Source organism: Bacteroides caecicola (assembly GCF_023337095.1).
GTDB lineage: Bacteria > Bacteroidota > Bacteroidia > Bacteroidales > Bacteroidaceae > Phocaeicola > Phocaeicola gallinarum.
On sequence record NZ_JAMBLM010000008.1, the window covers coordinates 1 to 19,888 of the forward strand.

Below are 19,888 nucleotides of genomic sequence, written 5' to 3' on the forward strand. Positions count from 1 at the left end.
CATCTTTTTTTGATATTCGTGGAAAATATGCTGTAAAACAGGGTTTTACAACGGAAACTTTTTGGAAGGGAGCAAGCGAAGGATGAAAAACCGCACATCTATATATACGGGCGTACGCGATTACATTTATTTATGCGGCACAAACACGGGCAAATTTCTAACCGAAAGGACGAAAATTTCTATTCGGAGCGTTGCCTGTCACATGCGGTAGGAACAGGCAACGCTTCGGCTTGCGTTTTTGGGAGTGAGGAAATAGGGCTAAAACAACATCCGCAACACGGTTTTTTCTATTGAAAATTAGCGTTACTCTTTTGTTTTTTCCGCTGAAAAGCGTATTTTTGCTTAATAACATTTAATATATCAAACGATGAAAGAGTTTTTACGGAGCATGTTGGCTACCATAGCAGGGATTATTGTAGTCGGATTCATTTTTTTTATACTAAGTCTTTTCACGATAACCGGATTTATCGCGATGTCAGAGTCTGAAACGACAGTTCGTGAAAATTCTATATTCTTACTTGACCTGACAGGAAACGTTTCGGAACGTTATCAGCAAAACCCGTTGGACCAAATTTTAGGCGAAAAACAAACGACCTACGGACTGGATGATATTTTATCTTCCATCAAAAAGGCAAAGGAAAACGAAAACATAAAAGGTATTTACCTGAATGCCGGAGCCTATAATTGCTCTACCGCATCGTTACAGGCAATACGTAACGCATTGGTGGATTTTAAAGAAAGCGGGAAATTTATAGTGGCATACAGCGGAATGTATACCCAATCGGCATACTACATTGCCAGTGTTGCCGATAAAATTATAGTAAACCCTTCGGGAAACATTATGTGGCACGGATTATCGGCACAAACCATGTTTTTTACGGATTTGCTGAAAAAAGTAGGCATCGAGATGCAAATATTCAGAGTAGGTACATACAAATCTGCCGTAGAACCTTTTACGGAAACTGCAATGAGCCAAGCAAACCGTGAACAAACGCAGGCTTTTGTATCTTCTTTGTGGGAACAGTTTGTAACAGACGTATCGGCTTCGCGCAACCTGACACCCGAAAGACTCAACGAGCTGGCAGACCTGAACATGGATTTCCAGCCGGCTGAAACTTACATTGAAAACGGACTGGCAGACACGCTCATGTATAAAGACGGTGTATTAACGTATCTGAAAAAATTGACCGACTGTAAAGAAGACCAAGAACTTTCTGTTCTGACTTTAAACGACATGACCAATGTGAAACGCAATACGCCCAAAGACAAAAGCGGGAACATCATAGCCGTATATTACGCCTACGGGGAGATAGACAGCCAAGCAGACATTGCCTACGATGAAGGTATCAACTCGGAGAAAGTAATAAAAGACTTACGCAAACTGCGTGAAAACAAGGATGTCAAGGCGGTGGTACTGCGTGTAAACTCACCCGGAGGAAGCGCATACGCTTCTGAACAAATCTGGCGCGAAGTATCTCTGCTGAAAGAAGAAAAGCCTGTTATTGTTTCGATGGGTGACTATGCGGCTTCGGGCGGTTATTACATCTCATGTGCAGCCACACAGATAGTAGCCGAACCAACAACGCTAACAGGCTCTATCGGTATCTTCGGAATGTTTCCGGACGTATCGAAGTTAGTCAACGACAAACTTGATATACATATTGACGGAGTAAAGACGAACCAACTGTCTGATATAGGCATTATTAACCGCCCCTTCAACCCGGAAGAACAGGCATTGATACAGAACATGGTAAACGAAGGGTATGAACTGTTTACCAAACGCTGTGCCGATGGTCGAAACATTCCGATAGAAGAACTCAAGAAGATAGCAGAGGGACGTGTATGGACCGGAGCCATGGCCAAAGAATTAAACTTGGTGGACGAACTGGGCGGACTGGACAAGGCCATCGCAATAGCAGCAGACACGGCGAATGTAGAGAATTATACCATCCTGTCTTACCCCGCAAAAGAAGATATATTTACCAGTTTGCTGAACATCAACGGCGAGCGTTACATAAAGAGCAAAGTAAAAAATTTGCTCGGCAATTACGGAAACGCTTTCATGTGGATGAATCATGCAGCCGAAGCAGATCGCCTGCAAGCACGTATGCCGTTTGAATATCAAATAAAATAACCGGGACTTCTTTTATGAATCGACAAAAAGTCCGGATATATTATGCTTTGCTGCCTTTTGCTTTCTTATACGGTATCGGGGTAAGAATCAGAAACAAACTTTTCGATTTGGGTATTCTGAAATCGAGAAGTTTTCCCGTTCCGGTTATCTGCATCGGAAATTTGAGTGTGGGGGGTACCGGGAAAACCCCTCATACGGAATACTTAATACGGCTATTGAACGAAAAATTCAAGATAGCCGTACTGAGCCGAGGGTATAAGCGGACATCGAAAGGATTTGTGCTTTACCAAGACCGCACTACGATGGCAGACATTGGAGACGAACCTTTTCAGATGGCGCGCAAGTTTCCGAACATTTATGTGGCGGTAGACCGTAACCGGTGTCATGGCATCGAGCAACTCATGAATATGTCTGCAACCTCCGACGCAGAAGTTATCATTTTAGACGATGCTTACCAACACCGTTACGTCACACCGGGGCTGTCTATCTTGCTGACCGATTATAACCGGCTGATTTTTCGGGATAAACTGCTTCCGGCAGGACGCTTGCGCGAGCCTGTAAAAGAGAAAAAAAGAGCCGATATCATTATCGTAACCAAATGTCCCGACTCTTTAAGTAAAGAAGAAGCCAAAGCGTTGCAAAACCGGATAGCTCCGCTCAGTAACCAAAAGTTGTATTTTACGAAATTCGTTTACGAAGAATTACAACCCTTTGTATCCGGTAAGCCACGGCTACGCATCGAATCGCTGAAAACCGATGAAAGCATCATCGTAGTGACAGGCATTGCCTCCCCTGCCCCGCTTATCCGGAAATTATCGGCTTATACGCCATACGTATATCCGGTTACATTCGGCGATCACCATGCTTTCAGCGCAACCGATATAGCCCGCATCCAACAGGCTTTCGACCGCTGCAAAACAGATAAAAGGATGATTGTTACAACCGAAAAAGACGCAGCGCGCCTTACCAATCATCCCAACTTGACGGAAACTTTAAAAAACAACCTTTACATACTCCCCATAAAAGTGGAGTTTTTAGACGAAGACAAACAATTATTTAACAATCAAATTATCGAGTATGTTAGAAAAAATCCAAGAAACAGCAAATTTCTTAAGAAGTAAGATGCACACCCAGCCCGAAACCGCCATCATCTTAGGTACAGGTTTGGGAAGTTTGGTACACGAAATCACCGACGCTTACGAAATAAGCTACAAAGACATTCCCAATTTTCCTATCTCAACCGTGGAGGGACATAGCGGGAAACTGATCTTCGGGAAATTAGGTAACAAAGATATCATGGCAATGCAAGGACGTTTTCACTTCTACGAGGGTTACTCGATGCAAGAAGTAACTTTCCCCGTCCGCGTAATGCGCGAACTCGGTATCAAAACCTTATTCGTATCGAATGCGGCCGGAGGCATGAACCCTGATTTTTCTATCGGCGACCTGATGATTATTACCGATCATATCAACTTCTTCCCGGAACACCCGCTGCGCGGAAAGAACATCGAATACGGCCCACGATTCCCGGACATGAGCGAAGCCTACTCGAAAGAACTCATCAACAAGGCTCTTCAGATAGCCGAAGAGAAAGGCATCAACGTGCAGCAAGGCATCTATATCGGTACGCAAGGACCCACTTTTGAAACTCCTGCCGAATATAAGATGTTCCACATTTTAGGGGCAGACGCAGTGGGTATGTCTACCGTACCCGAAGTTATCGTTGCCAACCACTGTGGCATCAAGGTATTCGGCATTTCAGTCATCACCGACTTGGGTGTGGAAGGAAAAATAGTAGAGGTATCTCATGAGGAAGTACAAAAAGCCGCTGACGCTGCCCAACCGAAAATGACAACAATCATGCGAGAACTTATCAACAGATCATAAACTATGCACGAAGGAAATAGAACAGAAATCTCAACCTTAGGGGAGTTCGGGCTTATCAAACACCTCACTCAGGATATCACGCTGCAAAACAATGAGAGCAAATACGGGGTAGGTGACGATGCTGCCGTATTGGAATTCGCAGAGAAACAGGTACTGGTAACCACAGACCTGCTGATGGAAGGGGTTCATTTCGACTTGGTATACACTCCGCTGAAACATCTGGGCTATAAGTCGGCAATGGTTAATTTCTCTGATATCTATGCGATGAACGGAACCCCGAAACAGATTACCATATCGCTGGCTGTTTCGAAACGTTTCTGCATTGAAGACTTAGAGGATTTTTACGAAGGAGTAAAGCTCGCCTGCCAGTTGCATCAGGTAGACATTGTAGGCGGAGACACCACTTCTTCGGTTACGGGGCTGGCAATTTCGATAACCTGTATCGGCGAAGCTGACAAAGACAAGGTGGTTTACCGGAACGGAGCTAAAGAGACCGACCTGATTTGCGTAAGCGGAGATTTGGGTGCGGCGTATATGGGGCTTCAGCTCATGGAACGTGAGAAAGCTGTGTTTCAGGGAGAAAAAGATGTTCAGCCGGATTTTGCCGGAAAGGAATACCTGCTGGAACGCTTTTTGAAGCCCGAAGCCCGAAAAGACATCATAGAGGCTTTAGGCAAGGCAGGTATCAAACCTACTGCCATGATGGATATATCGGACGGATTGTCTTCGGAACTGATGCACATTTGTTCACAGAGCCATACGGGATGCCGCATTTACGAAGACCGTATCCCAATAGATTATCAAACGGCTGTGATGGCAGAGGAATTTAACATGAATCTTACGACATGCGCCCTAAACGGCGGCGAAGATTATGAACTTCTGTTTACCGTTCCGCTAACAGACCACGAAAAGGTATCTCAGATAAAGGACGTGAAAGTTATCGGGCACATCACCAAACCGGAGCTGGGCAATGTCTTGGTTACCCGCGACGGCAATGAATTGGAGATTAAAGCGCAGGGCTGGAATCCTTTACAGAAATAATAGCTGTCAAATAAAACGAGGCTACTTCGGGAATGAAGCAGCCTCGCTTTTATTAACGGACAATGTTACTTGGATATGTATCAGGCATTGTTACACGTTTCCAAATTTCATGTTGCCAAGAATCTATTTTATTACCATCCGCATCTTTGGTGAGGTAATACTTGACATACATTAGATCGCCATCATCTTCTAACGTAAAATACATTTCATTAATCTGCCCGTTCAACTGAGGCAGGTGAATGTTTCTCGTCACATACTCGTTATACACTTTACCGTCTTTCACGTCATACGTACCATAACCGATAACAACGGCTCCGGTCTGCATCATGACAACATTAGTAAAGCAACCGTCTTCGGAAAGAATTTTCAAAGAGTTACTGGTCTTTAACTCGCCGGGAATATCGGGAGAAGCAGAACTGTAAAAACACATTTGCCATACGCCGCTCAAATTTATCGGCCTTTTTTCTTGAATATCCTGAGCTGCCAAGCTACCGACAGCAGTAAGCAACATCGCTGCTAACAGGAAAAAATGACGGACTTTCATAATATTGCTTTTTGGTTTACAATCCAATCAAGTTGATATTCAAATATAAGCATTTATTTTGAAAGCCCGCTACTTTTATTACTATTTTTTCAAAGAGCCTGTTTAAATCGTTTTCAAACGCTGCTGTAAGGCATAAAAAATTCTACCCATAGGACACGACTGTTCTATGGGTAGAATTAAGTAACTCATCCGCTTGCGATGCCCTACACTAACGGTAGTGTTTTTCAATGCATACGGAGGGTGAATATCTTCCTTTATCAGGAAACAATAAAGTCCTGAGTATTAAAACTCTGCATTACGCGGGGTACGCGGGAAAGGTATTACGTCGCGGATATTCGCCATACCGGTAACGAACAGCAACAGACGCTCGAATCCCAAGCCGAATCCTGAATGAGGACATGATCCGTACTTACGTGTATCCAGATACCACCACATGTCTTTCATCGGAATATTCAATTCCTGAATGCGAGTCAGCAGTTTGTTGTAGTCTGCCTCACGTTCCGAACCGCCGATGATTTCTCCGATTTTCGGGAACAAGACATCCATGGCGCGTACAGTCTTTCCGTCATCGTTCTGCTTCATGTAGAATGCCTTGATTTCTTTCGGGTAGTCGGTCAGGATTACCGGACGTTTGAAATGGTCTTCTACCAAGTAACGTTCATGTTCCGAAGCCAAATCCACTCCCCAATATACAGGGAATTCAAACTTATGTCCGTTGGCTACGGCTTCTTCCAGTATTTTAATTCCTTCCGTGTAAGGCAGGCGTACAAAGGTCTCTTTCAATACACCTTGCAGGCGTTCAATCAAACCTTTGTCGAACATATCGTTCAGGAATTTCACATCGTCGTAACAGTTGTCTAATGCCCACTGTACACAATATTTAATGAATTCCTCTGCCAAATCCATGTTATCGTTGATGTCGTTAAACGCAACCTCAGGTTCTATCATCCAGAACTCAGCCAAGTGACGGGGCGTGTTCGAGTTTTCGGCGCGGAATGTAGGACCAAATGTATAGATGGCTCCCAATGCCGTTGCTGCCAGCTCTCCTTCCAACTGACCGGATACCGTCAGGCTGGTTTGTTTTCCGAAGAAATCGTCGTCGTAGATAATCGAACCGTTTTCGTTCTTTTTCAAATCGTAAAGGTTCATCGTAGTAACCTGAAACATCTGACCTGCTCCTTCACAGTCCGACGCCGTGATAATCGGTGTGTGGAAATAGAAGAAACCACGGTCATGGAAGAACTTATGGATGGCAATAGCCATGTTATGACGGATACGGAATACGGCTCCGAAGGTGTTGGTACGCGGACGAAGATGTGCTATTTCGCGAAGAAATTCCATAGAATGTCCTTTCTTCTGAAGCGGATACGTGTTGTCACATACTCCGAGCACCTCGATGGCGCGTGCCTGAATTTCGCAAGCCTGCCCTGCTCCTACTGATTCTACCAACTCGCCGTTCACGCTCAGACACGAACCGGTAGTAATCTGTTTCAACAGTTCCTCATCAAAGTTTGCAAGATCTACTACAACCTGCACATTATTTATAGTAGAACCGTCATTCAGGGCAATAAAGTTTACTTGTTTGCTGCCACGGCGGGTACGAACCCATCCTTTTACGTTGACCATGCTGCCGAAGTCGCGGCGTTTCAGCAGGTCAACAATTTTTGTTCTACGAATTGTTTCCATTTCAAGTTTATTTTTATCAATTATTCAAAAGACCCCATGCGGAGTATGTTGACTTCTTTTTCGGTGAGGTAACGCCAGTCGCCCCGACGCAATCCCTTTTTGGTAAGTCCGGCAAAATAAACGCGGTCGAGCTTCACCACACGATATCCCAGCGATTCAAAGATACGGCGGACGATACGGTTCTTACCTGAGTGAATCTCGATACCTACTTGTGATTTGTCTGTATCCGAAGCATAGCTTACGGCATCGGCATGGATTTCGCCATCGTCGAGCGTAATTCCGGCAACAATCTTATCAAGGTCTGCCTTCGTTACGTCTTTATCACAATATACATGATAGATTTTCTTTTTCAAGAACTTCGGGTGAGTCAGCTTAGAAGCCAAATCGCCATCGTTTGTGAGCAGCAGCACACCGGTAGTATTGCGGTCGAGACGGCCTACCGGGTAGATGCGTTCCTTACAAGCTCCTTTTACCAAATCCATCACGGTTTTACGTTCTTGCGGGTCATCGGAGGTAGTCACACAGTCTTTAGGCTTATTAAGCAGCACATACACCTTACGTTCGATAGATACAGGCTGATCGTGGAACTTCACTTCGTCGGTACGTTTGATTTTGGTTCCCAGTTCTGTTACCACTTCACCGTTTACCGATACCACACCTGCGGTGATATATTCGTCTGCTTCACGACGCGAACAGATACCTGCGTTAGCCAAAAACTTGTTCAAACGTATCGGTTCGTTCGGGTCGGTCAGTATATCTTTATATTCTATCTGTTTCTTCTTGCTGTACTTGGCATTCGGGTTATAATCGGCAGTACGCGGACGATATCCTCCCCCTTGCGGGCGACCATAACCTCCTTGATTTTCATTGTTGAACCGCGGACGATACTGCGGACGATAGCCGTTATCGTTTTGCTGTCCACTGTTATAACGCGGGCGATACGGGCGTTGTTCTCCACCTTCCGCATTGTTAAAGCGCGGACGGTACGGACGTTGCTCTCCACCTTCCGCATTATTATAACGCGGACGATACGGGCGTTCGCCGTAATTGCGCTGCTGACGGTTTTCGCCGTCGTTGTTGTTAAAGCGCGGATTATACGAAGAACGATACGGACGCTCATTTCTGTCGTTGTTGTAATTCGGGCGACGTCCGTAGCTCCCGCCTTCATAACGATTGTTTCTGTTATAACCTTCTCTGTTGTTGTAAGACTTGTAACCATCACGGTTAGAACGGCTGTATCCGCCTTCCTGTCTGTTCTCTTTTTCTTCCATAATCTTTTTACTGTTTAGTTTTTATTTATCATCCCCCTCTCGGGGTAAATCATTTTATTACATGCCTGTATAGTTATGCGGCGTAATCGCACGCAGTTCTTTTTTTATTTCTTCGCTAACGTTCAGTGTTTCGATAAATTCTTTGATAGATGCTTCGTTGATGGCTTGGTTAGTCCGAGTAAGCGCTTTCAGTGCTTCATACGGATGCGGGTAAGCCTCGCGGCGCAGAATGGTTTGAATGGCCTCTGCCACCACGCTCCAGCAGTTGTCCAAGTCTTCGTAAATCTTATGCTCGTTCAGCAACAGTTTGCCCAGCCCTTTCAGCGAACTCTGAATGGCAATCAAGGTATGCCCGAACGGAACGCCTACATTGCGCAATACAGTCGAGTCGGTCAAATCGCGCTGCAAACGAGACACCGGCAGCTTGGTTGACAAGTGTTCAAGAATGGCATTTGCCACACCCAAGTTTCCTTCAGCATTTTCAAAGTCGATAGGATTTACTTTATGAGGCATTGCGCTTGAGCCTACTTCACCTGCTTTAATCTTCTGTTTGAAATATTCCATCGAAATATATTGCCAGAAGTCGCGGTTCATGTCTATCATGATGGTATTGATACGCTTCATGGCATCGAATATGGCTCCCAAATTGTCGTAATTCGAAATCTGAGTGGTATATTCTTCGCGTTCCAAGCCCAATTTCTCGGCTACAAATTTATTACCGAATGCTTTCCAGTCGTATGCCGGATAAGCCACATGATGGGCGTTGTAGTTACCCGTTGCCCCACCGAATTTTGCGGTAATCGGACAAGCTTTCAACACTGCCAACTGGCGGTTCAAGCGGTATGCGAACACCATGATTTCTTTTCCCAAGCGAGTGGGAGAAGCCGGCTGTCCGTGAGTTTTAGCCAACATAGGAATATCTTTCCACTCTTCGGCATAAGCCGTAAGCTGGTCTATCAGCTTCTGAAGCTGCGGATAATACACTTCTTCCAACGCATCTTTTATCGACAAGGGTACAGAAGTATTATTGATATCCTGCGAAGTGAGTCCGAAATGGATAAACTCTTTATAAGCCTCCAGTCCGCCCAACTTGTCGAACTGCTCTTTTATGAAATACTCCACAGCCTTTACGTCGTGGTTCGTCACGCTCTCTATTTCTTTGATGCGCGCTGCATCGGCTTCCGAGAAATTGCGGTAAATGTCGCGCAACTGCTCAAAGCGAGCGCAATCCAACCCTTGCAGTTGCGGCAACGGCAACTCGCAAAGTGCGATAAAATATTCTATTTCTACTCGCACGCGGTATTTAATCAGTGCATATTCTGAAAAATAGGCAGCCAAAGCTCCCGCTTTGCCCCTGTATCGTCCGTCGATGGGAGATACGGCAGTGAGTAAATCAAGTTCCATCATATTTTTAAGATTTGATATCTGTATAACCTCGTAAATTTTAGGTTACAAAGGTAATGCTTTTTCCTGATTTGACAGGACTTGCGGCCGAAACTTTAGTATTTATTTCATGAATATTCCCTATTTTCCAATCCGTGTGGCGCACTGTCGAAAAATTCGCGCCGAAGCGAATAACGGAACGGGATATTTTGTAATTTTGCCCCCGAAACAATTAACTGAGAAAGAATATGGAATTACCGAAAGACCCCATGATGTTGTTCAGCGTGGTAAACATGAAGCTGCGCGACTTTTATCCTTCGCTCGACGCGCTGTGTGAAGACCTCCATGTGAGTAAAGACGACATTGTCAGCCGCCTGAAAGAAGCTGGTTTTGAGTATAACCCCGAACAAAACAAGTTCTGGTAAACGGACGTCGGCCCTACCCACACTCTCCCCTCACCGCCCTTGCCGTCAGACACTGCGGACTTCATTTGAAAAAATCTTTCCTCCGGCGAAAAAATCGGCTCAAAGCGCCCAACCTATTTCTTTTCCGATTATATTTGTAACAAACATAAAAAGCGGAAACATCATGAAAGTAGCGATTATAGGAGCAGGCAACATGGGCGGAGCCATCGCACGCGGACTGGCTAACGGCCATTACATCAAGGCGGAAGAAATCACTGTATCTAACCCCAGCCAGCCTAAGCTGGACCAACTGAAAGCAGAGCATCCCCATATTCATATTACAAACAGCAACAAGGAAGCTGCCGAAGGAGCAGACATTGTAATTATTGCCGTAAAACCGTGGAAAGTGGAAGAAGTATTGAAGCCTCTGCGCCTGCGCCAGCCGCAAATACTGGTATCGGTGGCAGCAGGACTTACATTCGAAAACCTTGCCCACTTCGTCGACCCCGAAATGCCGATATTCCGCGTTATCCCTAACACGGCAATAGCTGAGTGTGCAAGCATGACGCCCATCGCGGCACGTAACGCATCAGACGAACAGATAAAAATGATGATTGACCTGTTCAACGAAATGGGACTTGCCATTCTGATTGAAGAAAAACAATTTGCTGCAGCCACGGCACTTACTTCTTGCGGTATCGCTTACGTATTAAAATATGTACAGGCAGCCATGCAAGCGGGTGTGGAAATGGGGATTCGCCCTAACGACGCAATGAAAATGGTAGCCCAAACCGTAGAAGGGGCTGCACAGTTATTGCTGAAAAACGAACATACACACCCCGTACTGGAAATCGAGAAAGTAACTACACCGGGCGGAATTACCATCAAAGGAGTAAACGCGCTGGAGCATGAAGGCTTTACTTCTGCCGTCATCAAGGCACTGAAAGCAAGCGTATAACTTTATTAACCGTCGACTATGAAACGAAATATTCTCATAACAATGGGCATCCTCATCTTGGTAGGATTTGCCGTACAAGGAATTTTCGGAGCTGTGGCAGGAATATTTGTCGCTTCTATCATCGGAGTCGTATACGGAGCGATGAAACGAGATAAACTACTCGTAAAGTGGTCTTCCATAGCACTGGTTATCACAATTCTCTGTGTTATCCTTTTCTATGTAGGGCTGATAAATTCTGATATGTGAAATATACCCAAAAAACGCTACCGTTAGCGTTATGCATTTCATGCGGATGCGTTGACCATTTCTATGGGTAGAGTTGACCGGTTCTACCCATAGAATTTTTCATGCTTCCGCCCTATCTGTAAAACGCTTAAAACAAGAACATTATAAATTTACGGCCACTCCCTGCATTCTTAGAAGTTGTTTTGAATTTATCGTGCGATGATTTGGGATGAGTTTTTGAGGCATTTTCGCTTCTGTGATGAGGAAGATAGCGGGCTATCTGACGAAGAACAGGAGCGAAAAGGACCAAAAAATCGCCCAAAGCACACACGAAAACGAACACATCAAGCCAAGAAAAACTTTTTGGAGAAATTCAAAACAGCTTCTTAGCATAGGAAAAGCAAGTTTTTATCTGAAAGAAACAAAAAAACGGATAAAGACTTGCTTTTTTCAATGCTATAATATATATTTGTAATATTCAAATAATACAATATATGATTAAATTTATATTAGATTACTCAAACGGAACTCCCATCTATCGCCAAATCATCGACCAGATACGGTTTGGGATAGCTTCCGGTCAGTTGAAAGTAGGTGAACAACTCCCTACTGTAAGAGCCCTTGCCGTCGAACTGAAGGTTAATCTGAACACGGTGTCTAAAGCCTACAAGGAACTGGAGATTAAAAACATCCTCACTACCCAACAAGGTTCGGGGACGTTTATCAATCAAGCAGACCATGTAATTCAAGAAGGAGAGCGCGAAAACAAATTGAAAGAAATCTGCTCTCAGTTCTCATCTGTGGCGTTAAGCTACGGATTCAGCATCGAAGAAATTATCCGTGAACTAAAAAGCATCAAGAACTTTAAAACCTTATAACTATGAATGTGAATGTAAAAAACAAAGGATGGGCCAACCCCATCTCCATTTCCGTATTGGTAATTCCCGCCCTCATCCTGTTTGCCCTGCACAGCCTGATGGTTATCAACTCGATTGTGGCACTGTCCGGAATCTTGGTATTCGGTTTGCTGTCTGCGTCTATCCGCGTAGCCGACCAATGGGAACGCGCTGTAGTGCTCCGCATGGGTAAATTCAATGGACTGAAAGGACCCGGCCCGTTTTTCATCGTGCCGATTATCGACCAAATATCAGCATACATCGACCAGCGTGTAAGAGTCAGCGCGTTTAAAGCCGAACAAACATTGACTAAAGACACCGTACCGGTCAACGTGGATGCCGTAGTATACTGGACGGTCTGGGATGTGGAAAAAGCAGCCTTAGAGGTACAAGAGTACCAGAAGGCTATTGAGCACATCGCCCAAACCGGACTGAGAGACACGATAGGCAAACACGAACTCGCCACCCTGCTGCAAGAGCGTGACAAAATAGCGGAAGACTTGCAACAGGTTTTAGACAACAATACCAATCCGTGGGGCATTACCTGCCAGACAGTAGGTATTAAAGATATCGCCATCCCTGAAGACTTGGCAGAGGCTATGAGTAAAGAGGCACAGGCGGAACGCGAACGCAGAGCCCGTGTGATTTTGGGTACTGCCGAAACAGAGATTGCCGAGAAGTTTGCACAAGCCAGTAAAGAATATACCGACAATCCGGTGGCGCTCCATCTGCGAGGCATGAATATGTTGTTCGAAGGACTCAAGGAAAAAGGTTCGATGGTTATCGTACCCAGCTCGGCGTTAGACACCATGAACTTGGGAGCAATGGGCGGATTGGTTTCACTCGCCAAGATAAATGAAAAGACGACTGAAAAGCCTGCCGAACCTGTGCAAGCCAGCGAGTAAGCACGATTGACTTTACAGCGCCGTTCTGCCGCCCCTTACGGCAGAACGGATATGCTTTCACCTGAATATACGGAACGGCTCTTAAAATGAATAACCAAAACCAAAGTAAGGGAATATATCAGGAGATCGGTCTATGGCGTGCCGCCCTTTAAAGCTGAAAGATGGGTTCAAGCCCACTCTGAACAGGAATCCGCCTGCCGACTGGTATCTGTAACCGATGTCCGAAAAAAAGTAGTACGCAAATCTCTTTTGCGAAAATGATCGGATTTCCATGTCTCCCGACGGAGTGTCCCACATATAGACTTCTTCCCATTTATAGAATCCGGGACTCACTCCCAGGCCCAACTCGAATTTATGTTTTTTCTTTCCGATAAGGTAGTTCACCCCTACGGGGAAAAATACACCCTTGTTCAAAGCTCCGTCAGAGAACAATGATTCTAAGGATTGATAGTATGCCACTCCTACCCTATATCCCCAGTTAGAACCGGACTTCACCCTCGAATCGTAAGAAACTCCGATTGTAGTGGAAGCTCCCAGCAGTTCAAGATAAATACTTTTATTCTTTTTTTGGGCTACCGAATCACTCTTTTGAGCAAACCCCACTGAAACACACAGTGCCAATAAAACAAATAAACATCCTTTTTTATCATAATTATAGTCGATTTAAACGTTATAAAGTTACGCCAAATAGCTGACAACGCCATTGGTAAAACCTGTTTAACATCTTGTAAACCGACTATATAATATTCTGATTATCAGGCTATGAAAGAAAGAAAAACTTGTAACATGATATTTATGCCTTGTAACCGACTATCATACCACGCGACTTGCCCGTATCCCGACCTGTATTTCCGGGTGATGCTTACAAATGTTACTTCACAAATCCTTTCTTCGCCCACTTCAAACTATTCCAACGCTTCACGAAGATAATGGCACGGATATTTTCATCCAACAGAAAAGCACACCACATACCTACCAATCCCCATCCCATGTGGATGCCGAACAGATAGCTGAACCCGACCGATACCGTCCACTGAACAATCAGCCCGACATAGAAAGGATAATTCACATCACCTGCCGAGCGCAACGCATTAGTGGCATAAATATTTACGGCACGCCCGATTTCCACTACTACATCCACAATCAAGATTGTGACGCCAAGTCGGATGATTTCTTCGTTATCAGTCAGCCAACTGAAGATAGCATGGCCGCATATCGCCCAAATGCAAGACAGAATTAATGACACAAGGATAGAAAGCCTCATCACGTATTTGCCCAAGAGATAAGCAGCGCGAATTTTTTTCTGCCCTACCAGATGTCCGATGCTGATTGCTCCACCCTGAGCCATCGCAATGGCAAACAAATACACAAACATCGTCGTGTTGACAGTATACGTACGTGTAGCAAGCGCACTGTTTCCAAGTATGTTTATCAGATAAGTAATGACCACCTGCGAAAAGCTGTACGACATATTCTCCCCAGCCGAAGGAAGTCCTACCTTTAACAGATTCTTCAATTCAATCCACGGGAAAGGACGGAAATAGGCACGAGGGAAAGAAGGTATATGCTTACGGAAAAGAATCACAAACAAAACGACCATGCTTACCCCGCGGGCGAATGCCGTAGAGATAGCTGCCCCCTCTGCTCCCAAAGCGGGGAAGCCGAATTTACCGAAAATCAGCGAATAGTTTCCAACAATATTCATAATGTTTACCAACACCGTAACAAGCATCGGATAAATCGCCTTGTTTGCACTACGCAACGAAGCAGAGATAGTAAGCGATATGGCTTGAAAGAAAGCAAACGCTCCCACGATTTCCATATAACCGATACCATATTTCAACAACTCCGGACGCAATCCCATCCATCCAAGCAAGGTGGGCGCACCAAAATACAGGATACCGCTCACTATCAATCCTACAACCAGATTAAGCAAAAGTGATACACCCACTACCTGCACCATCTTTTCACGCATCTTTGCACCCAAATATTGCGAACAAAGCACAGATGTACCAATGTTTATCACCTCGAATACGAGGAAAGCAAACATAACAATCTGGTTTACCACACCCACTGCCGCTACACTCTCATCAGAATATTGGCTCAGCATAATCGTGTCAACTGCGCCGAGCATCATAATCAGCAATGTTTCAATGAATATCGGTACGACTAATTTTGTCAATCCTTTGCGGACATTTGCTTGTTGAATAACCTGTTCCACTTCTTTTACCTTTTTTCGGGGTGCAAAATTACTACTTTTTTTCGTCCCCGATTCTATCTGCAAGACGCAATTCTACAAAAAAACAAGAGCCTGTTCAAATTTTCCGAGAAGGTAAATTCAACAAGCCCTAAAGGTTCTGCGGTAAAAGAATTTGTACAAAAGCATTCCCCCGCACGGAGCAGCCTGCCACAGTTAAAAGTAAGTTTCCATTATCTGCCTCATCTCCGGATATTTTTCGTCTGTATCACCAAATTCCTTTCTGAGGCGGAGCAAATCCTGCTTCATCTGCTTAATAATCGGTGCATACTCTCTATCATTGTATGCATTATGATTTTCCTTCGGATCTTTCTGCAAATCATAGAAATCCCAGCAGGGAACAAAAGAGAAATCTTCTGTATCTGTCATATCCAGATTCCGTCCGTAATAGAAAATCAGCTTATAACGGTCGGAACGAATGCCGAAATGTGCCGGACGGATGGCGTGATTAGTCCAATAACGATAGTAAATCTCCTTACGCCAATCTTTCGGCGTATTACCACATAAATTATCAGCAAAGCTGCGCCCTTGTACATTGGTCATCTCCACTCCTACAAACTGCGCCAAAGTAGGAGCAAAGTCAATGTTCAACACCAAATCTTTCAGTCGTTTTCCGGCAGGGATTTTCTTCGGATAACGAATAACGAAAGACATACGAGCCGATTCTTCGTAAAACATCCGCTTGTCAAAAAAACCGTGTTCGCCCAAGAAATATCCCTGATCAGACACATACACCACTATCGTATTATCAGCGATGCCCATCTCGTCTAAGGCTTTCAGAAGTTTCCCTATATTATCGTCAACAGTCGCTCCACAGCGCAGGTAGTCGCGGATAAACTTCTGATAAGCAGCCTTGCGTGCCGCCGTTTTATGCAATCCTTTAATACTGAATGGCAATTCCGGATAACGACACCACCATTTGTCAGGGCCTTTAGAGGCAATCTCCCAGCGGCGCGCCAACTCCTCAACCGTTTGCCCCACAAACGAACGCCCGTTTGTTTCAGGTCCCCAATCCAACAGATTTTCCGGTTCGGGGAATGTCACCCCGTCATACAAATGCTCCATCCGTATGGGAAAATCATACGGTTCGTGAGTAGCCTTAAAGTGACAACACATCAGGAAAGGCGTATCCTTGTCTTGTTCTTTCATCCATTTTATAGCCTTTTCCGTAACCAAGTCGGTAGAAAAGCCCAATATCTTCTCACCGAAGCGTCGGTTTCCCGGCCACGGGTCTTTACTGTCTATAAAAACAGGGTCACGATATTCTCCTTGGTCATAGAACACAGAATAGTAGTCAAATCCCTGAGGCTGCGACTGGATATGCCACTTTCCTACCAGTCCGGTATGATAACCTGCCTGCTGTAAGGCAGTAGCCAATGTAGGGATGGAAGTAGCCAACGAATCATTTAGAGTGTACAGACCATTCCGGTGACTGTACATTCCTGTCAGAATACTTGCCCGGCTGGGAGCCGAAATAGAGTTAGTACAAAAACAATTATCCAGCACCACCCCTTCAGACGCCAGACGTTTGATGTTGTCATTCTTCGCATAATCAGCCAGCACACCTCCGTAAATGCCCCACGCCTGCGAGGTATGGTCGTCGCTCAAAATAAAAAGGATATTAGGACGTTGTCCAGACGATTCTGCCGCACTTTGCTGCTGTTGTGCCGCAATATATCCAACCGGAAGAAGCGTCAATACATTTAATACTGATAAAGATTTAAGATTCATATTACCCTCTGTCTTTATTACATAACTTTGAAACTGTTTCTGGCTGCTTAAATTCTACCACAAGCCCAATCTATTTACATCACAAATGTAGCAAATTAAAAACAAATACACCCTCCGTTATTCTATGTCTGATAACAGTCAAAATTTCTATTCGGAAGACAGGGCAATCCTATGGGTAGAACTGCATGATTCATCCGCATGAAACACTTAAAACTAACGGTTGCGTTTTACGACGAAAAACACGGCTGTGTTTCAGACAGATACACGAGGGGATAAACCGCATAATTTAAAGCGGGTTAAAACTTCTGCACTATATTCCTCTTTTTCTTTACTATTTTCACCCTGCTTAATATTTCTATCTGCTACTTTTGTAAAAACCTAATTTCACTACCATGAGAATAAAACATTTTCTACTGATAGGGATTGTTGCATGTTTCCCTTTTATGCTGTCGGCTAACCCGATAAAAGATTTATTGGAACGCATCGAACCGGGTGCGTCAGGCAGATTTATCGTTCAACTTGAAAAAAACGAGGGAAAAGATTTCTTTGAACTTGACCAAAAGGGAGACAAAGTGGTTATACGCGGAAATACTTACGTCAATATTGCTACGGGACTGAACTGGTATCTGAAGTATTATGTCGGTATTCATCTTTCGTGGAACAACATGCAGGCTCACCTGCCTGCCTCATTGCCAAAGGTTGCCCGCCCTGAACGGCACGAAACGGACCTGACGCTGCGTTACGACTTCAATTATTGCACATACTCGTATACGATGGCTTTCTGGGACTGGAACCGCTGGGAAAAGGAAATAGACTGGATGGCGTTACACGGTATCAACCTGCCACTTGCAGCCGTAGGTCAGGAATGCGTGTGGCGCAATATGCTGATTAAATTAGGATATACGAAAGAAGAAATAAACCGCTTCATTGCCGGTCCGGCGTTTTTAGCATGGTGGGCAATGAATAACCTTGAGGGATGGGGAGGTCCGAATCCCGACAGTTGGTACACACAGCAAGAAGCGCTACAAAAGAAAATATTAAAACGTATGCGCGAATACGGCATCGAACCCGTTCTGCCGGGCTATTCGGGCATGGTTCCCCACGATGCCAATAAGAAGTTGGGACTGAACGTTACCGAACCGGAATTATGGAATGGGTTTACCCGCCCGGCGTTCCTGCTTCCTACCGACTCGCGGTTTGCTGAAATTGCTGCGCTGTATTACGACGAACAGAAAAAGCTATTCGGCAAAGCGAATTATTATTCCATGGACCCATTCCACGAATGTGAAAACGCCGGAAGTATTGACTTCGACGCTGCCGGGAAAGCTGTATTAAAAGCCATGCACGAAGTTAATCCGAAAGCTGTATGGGTGGTTCAGGGATGGACGGAAAACCCGCGCCCCGAAATGATTAAGAACCTAAAAAACGGCGACTTACTTATACTCGACTTATTCAGTGAATGTCGACCCATGTGGGGAATACCTTCTATATGGAAACGTGAAAAAGGGTATGAACAACACGACTGGCTGTTCTGCTTATTGGAAAACTTCGGAGGAAACGTGGGCCTGCACGGACGTTTCGACCAACTGCTGAATAATTTTTATCTGACGAAGGATAATCCGTTGGCTGCTCATCTGAAAGGTATCGGGCTGACGATGGAAGGCAGTGAGAATAATCCCGTTATGTTTGAACTGATGTGTGAACTGCCGTGGCGTCCGGAAAAGATTACCAAAGAAGCATGGCTGAAAGACTATCTTTTCGCCCGATACGGCACAAGAGACGAAAAGATAGAACAGGCATGGACGATTCTTGCCAACGGCATCTACAACTGTCCGTTTGGTAACAACCAGCAGGGTCCTCACGAATCCATCTTCTGCGGACGTCCGGGGCTGAATAACTTCCAAGTGTCGAGCTGGTCGAAAATGGAAAATTACTACGACCCGACTTCCACGGAAGCCGCAGCGCGCCTGATGTTGGAGGTAGCCGACAAATACCGGGGGAACAATAACTTTGAGTATGACTTGGTAGACATCGTGCGCCAATCGCTGTCTGACCGCGGGCGCATCGTATATAACCAGACGATTGCCGACTTCAAGAGCTTCGACAAGCGCAGTTTCGCACGCCATTCGCAAGAGTTCCTCAACCTGCTTCTGGCACAAGACCGCCTGCTGGCAACCCGCAGCGAGTTCCGCGTAGGGCGATGGATTAATCAGGCACGCAGTCTGGGCACCACAAACGAAGAAAAAGACCTGTACGAATGGAATGCCCGCGTACAAATTACCACATGGGGAAACCGTACCTGTGCCGATGAAGGCGGATTGCGCGATTATGCCCACAAAGAATGGAATGGCATCCTGAAAGATTTTTATTACAAGCGTTGGGCTGCCTACTGGAACGTGCTGCAAGATGTACTCGACGGTAAACCGATGGTGGATTTGGATTACTACGCGATGGAAGAACCGTGGACGCTGATGCACAACACGTATGCAAGTCAGGCGGAGGGCGACTGTATCGACACGGCTCGCTCGGTATTCAACAGTGCATTTCCTCTAAACCAATAACTTCA

The 19,888-nt window shown here is 45.1% G+C and carries 17 protein-coding genes; 10 read left to right on the forward strand and 7 right to left on the reverse strand.

What is annotated here, in order from left to right; genetic code table 11:
* The first annotated feature begins 367 nt into the window (after nucleotides 1-367).
* From sppA to thiL, 4 genes are read left to right on the forward strand one after another with little or no spacing between them, the layout of a single operon-like run.
* Complete coding sequence (sppA, locus tag M3085_RS09030; protein WP_249052859.1) at nucleotides 368-2,134, forward strand: signal peptide peptidase SppA; 1,767 nt, start codon at nucleotides 368-370, stop codon at nucleotides 2,132-2,134.
* A gap of 14 nt (nucleotides 2,135-2,148) precedes the next feature.
* A complete protein-coding gene (gene lpxK / locus M3085_RS09035) occupies nucleotides 2,149-3,255 on the forward strand; it encodes a tetraacyldisaccharide 4'-kinase (RefSeq protein ID WP_204499484.1) in 1,107 nt (368 codons plus the stop codon).
* Nucleotides 3,212-4,021, forward strand: coding sequence for a purine-nucleoside phosphorylase (locus M3085_RS09040; RefSeq protein WP_178256849.1), 810 nt, complete (start codon nucleotides 3,212-3,214; stop codon nucleotides 4,019-4,021). The genes lpxK and M3085_RS09040 overlap by 44 nt, the downstream gene beginning before the upstream one ends.
* Nucleotides 4,022-4,024: 3 nt before the next feature.
* On the forward strand, nucleotides 4,025-5,062 hold the full coding sequence (gene thiL, locus M3085_RS09045) for a thiamine-phosphate kinase (protein ID WP_178256850.1): 1,038 nt from the start codon (nucleotides 4,025-4,027) through the stop codon (nucleotides 5,060-5,062).
* A 52-nt stretch (nucleotides 5,063-5,114) separates the two neighbouring features.
* Here the strand turns inward: thiL and M3085_RS09050 are convergent, their stop codons facing one another.
* From M3085_RS09050 to purB, 4 genes are all read right to left on the reverse strand, one after another.
* Complete coding sequence (locus tag M3085_RS09050) at nucleotides 5,115-5,606, reverse strand: DUF4488 domain-containing protein (RefSeq protein ID WP_178256851.1); 492 nt, start codon at nucleotides 5,604-5,606, stop codon at nucleotides 5,115-5,117.
* A gap of 282 nt (nucleotides 5,607-5,888) precedes the next feature.
* Nucleotides 5,889-7,292, reverse strand: a complete 1,404-nt coding sequence (asnS, locus tag M3085_RS09055; protein WP_178256852.1) for an asparagine--tRNA ligase — start codon at nucleotides 7,290-7,292, stop codon at nucleotides 5,889-5,891.
* A 20-nt stretch (nucleotides 7,293-7,312) separates the two neighbouring features.
* Nucleotides 7,313-8,566, reverse strand: a complete 1,254-nt coding sequence (locus tag M3085_RS09060; protein WP_249052909.1) for a pseudouridine synthase — start codon at nucleotides 8,564-8,566, stop codon at nucleotides 7,313-7,315.
* Nucleotides 8,567-8,620: 54 nt separating this feature from the next.
* Nucleotides 8,621-9,967, reverse strand: coding sequence for an adenylosuccinate lyase (gene purB / locus M3085_RS09065; protein ID WP_178256869.1), 1,347 nt, complete (start codon nucleotides 9,965-9,967; stop codon nucleotides 8,621-8,623).
* Between the two features lie 227 nt (nucleotides 9,968-10,194).
* Between purB and M3085_RS09070 the strand changes: the two genes are divergently transcribed.
* The 5 genes from M3085_RS09070 (at nucleotide 10,195) to M3085_RS09090 (ending at nucleotide 13,334) form a co-directional block, all read left to right on the forward strand.
* Nucleotides 10,195-10,371 carry a DUF4250 domain-containing protein gene (locus M3085_RS09070; protein ID WP_178256853.1) on the forward strand — a complete coding sequence of 59 codons (177 nt, stop codon included), beginning with the start codon at nucleotides 10,195-10,197 and terminating at the stop codon, nucleotides 10,369-10,371.
* Nucleotides 10,372-10,534: 163 nt separating this feature from the next.
* A complete protein-coding gene (proC, locus tag M3085_RS09075) occupies nucleotides 10,535-11,308 on the forward strand; it encodes a pyrroline-5-carboxylate reductase (RefSeq protein WP_178256854.1) in 774 nt (257 codons plus the stop codon).
* Nucleotides 11,309-11,326: 18 nt separating this feature from the next.
* Nucleotides 11,327-11,554 carry a hypothetical protein gene (locus M3085_RS09080; RefSeq protein WP_249052860.1) on the forward strand — a complete coding sequence of 76 codons (228 nt, stop codon included), beginning with the start codon at nucleotides 11,327-11,329 and terminating at the stop codon, nucleotides 11,552-11,554.
* Nucleotides 11,555-12,027: 473 nt separating this feature from the next.
* A complete protein-coding gene (locus tag M3085_RS09085; protein ID WP_178256856.1) occupies nucleotides 12,028-12,411 on the forward strand; it encodes a GntR family transcriptional regulator in 384 nt (127 codons plus the stop codon).
* Nucleotides 12,412-12,413: 2 nt separating this feature from the next.
* Entirely contained in the window at nucleotides 12,414-13,334 is a 921-nt protein-coding gene (locus M3085_RS09090) for a slipin family protein (protein WP_191710242.1), read from the forward strand.
* An 81-nt stretch (nucleotides 13,335-13,415) separates the two neighbouring features.
* Here M3085_RS09090 and M3085_RS09095 read toward each other — a convergent pair whose 3' ends face one another.
* The 3 genes from M3085_RS09095 to M3085_RS09105 all read right to left on the reverse strand — a co-directional run bounded on the left by M3085_RS09095 (nucleotide 13,416) and on the right by M3085_RS09105 (nucleotide 17,322).
* Nucleotides 13,416-13,937 carry a hypothetical protein gene (locus M3085_RS09095; protein ID WP_249052861.1) on the reverse strand — a complete coding sequence of 174 codons (522 nt, stop codon included), beginning with the start codon at nucleotides 13,935-13,937 and terminating at the stop codon, nucleotides 13,416-13,418.
* A 268-nt stretch (nucleotides 13,938-14,205) separates the two neighbouring features.
* The gene (locus M3085_RS09100) at nucleotides 14,206-15,555 is read right to left on the reverse strand and encodes an MATE family efflux transporter (protein WP_178256859.1); all 1,350 of its coding nucleotides are present in this window, start codon (nucleotides 15,553-15,555) and stop codon (nucleotides 14,206-14,208) included.
* 192 nt (nucleotides 15,556-15,747) lie between these two features.
* On the reverse strand, nucleotides 15,748-17,322 hold the full coding sequence (locus M3085_RS09105; RefSeq protein WP_249052862.1) for a sulfatase: 1,575 nt from the start codon (nucleotides 17,320-17,322) through the stop codon (nucleotides 15,748-15,750).
* A gap of 392 nt (nucleotides 17,323-17,714) precedes the next feature.
* On the opposite strand from M3085_RS09105, the gene M3085_RS09110 reads away from it, so the two are divergent.
* Nucleotides 17,715-19,883: an alpha-N-acetylglucosaminidase gene (locus M3085_RS09110; RefSeq protein ID WP_249052863.1), complete on the forward strand. Its 2,169-nt coding sequence runs from the start codon at nucleotides 17,715-17,717 to the stop codon at nucleotides 19,881-19,883.
* The last annotated feature ends 5 nt before the right edge of the window (nucleotides 19,884-19,888 follow it).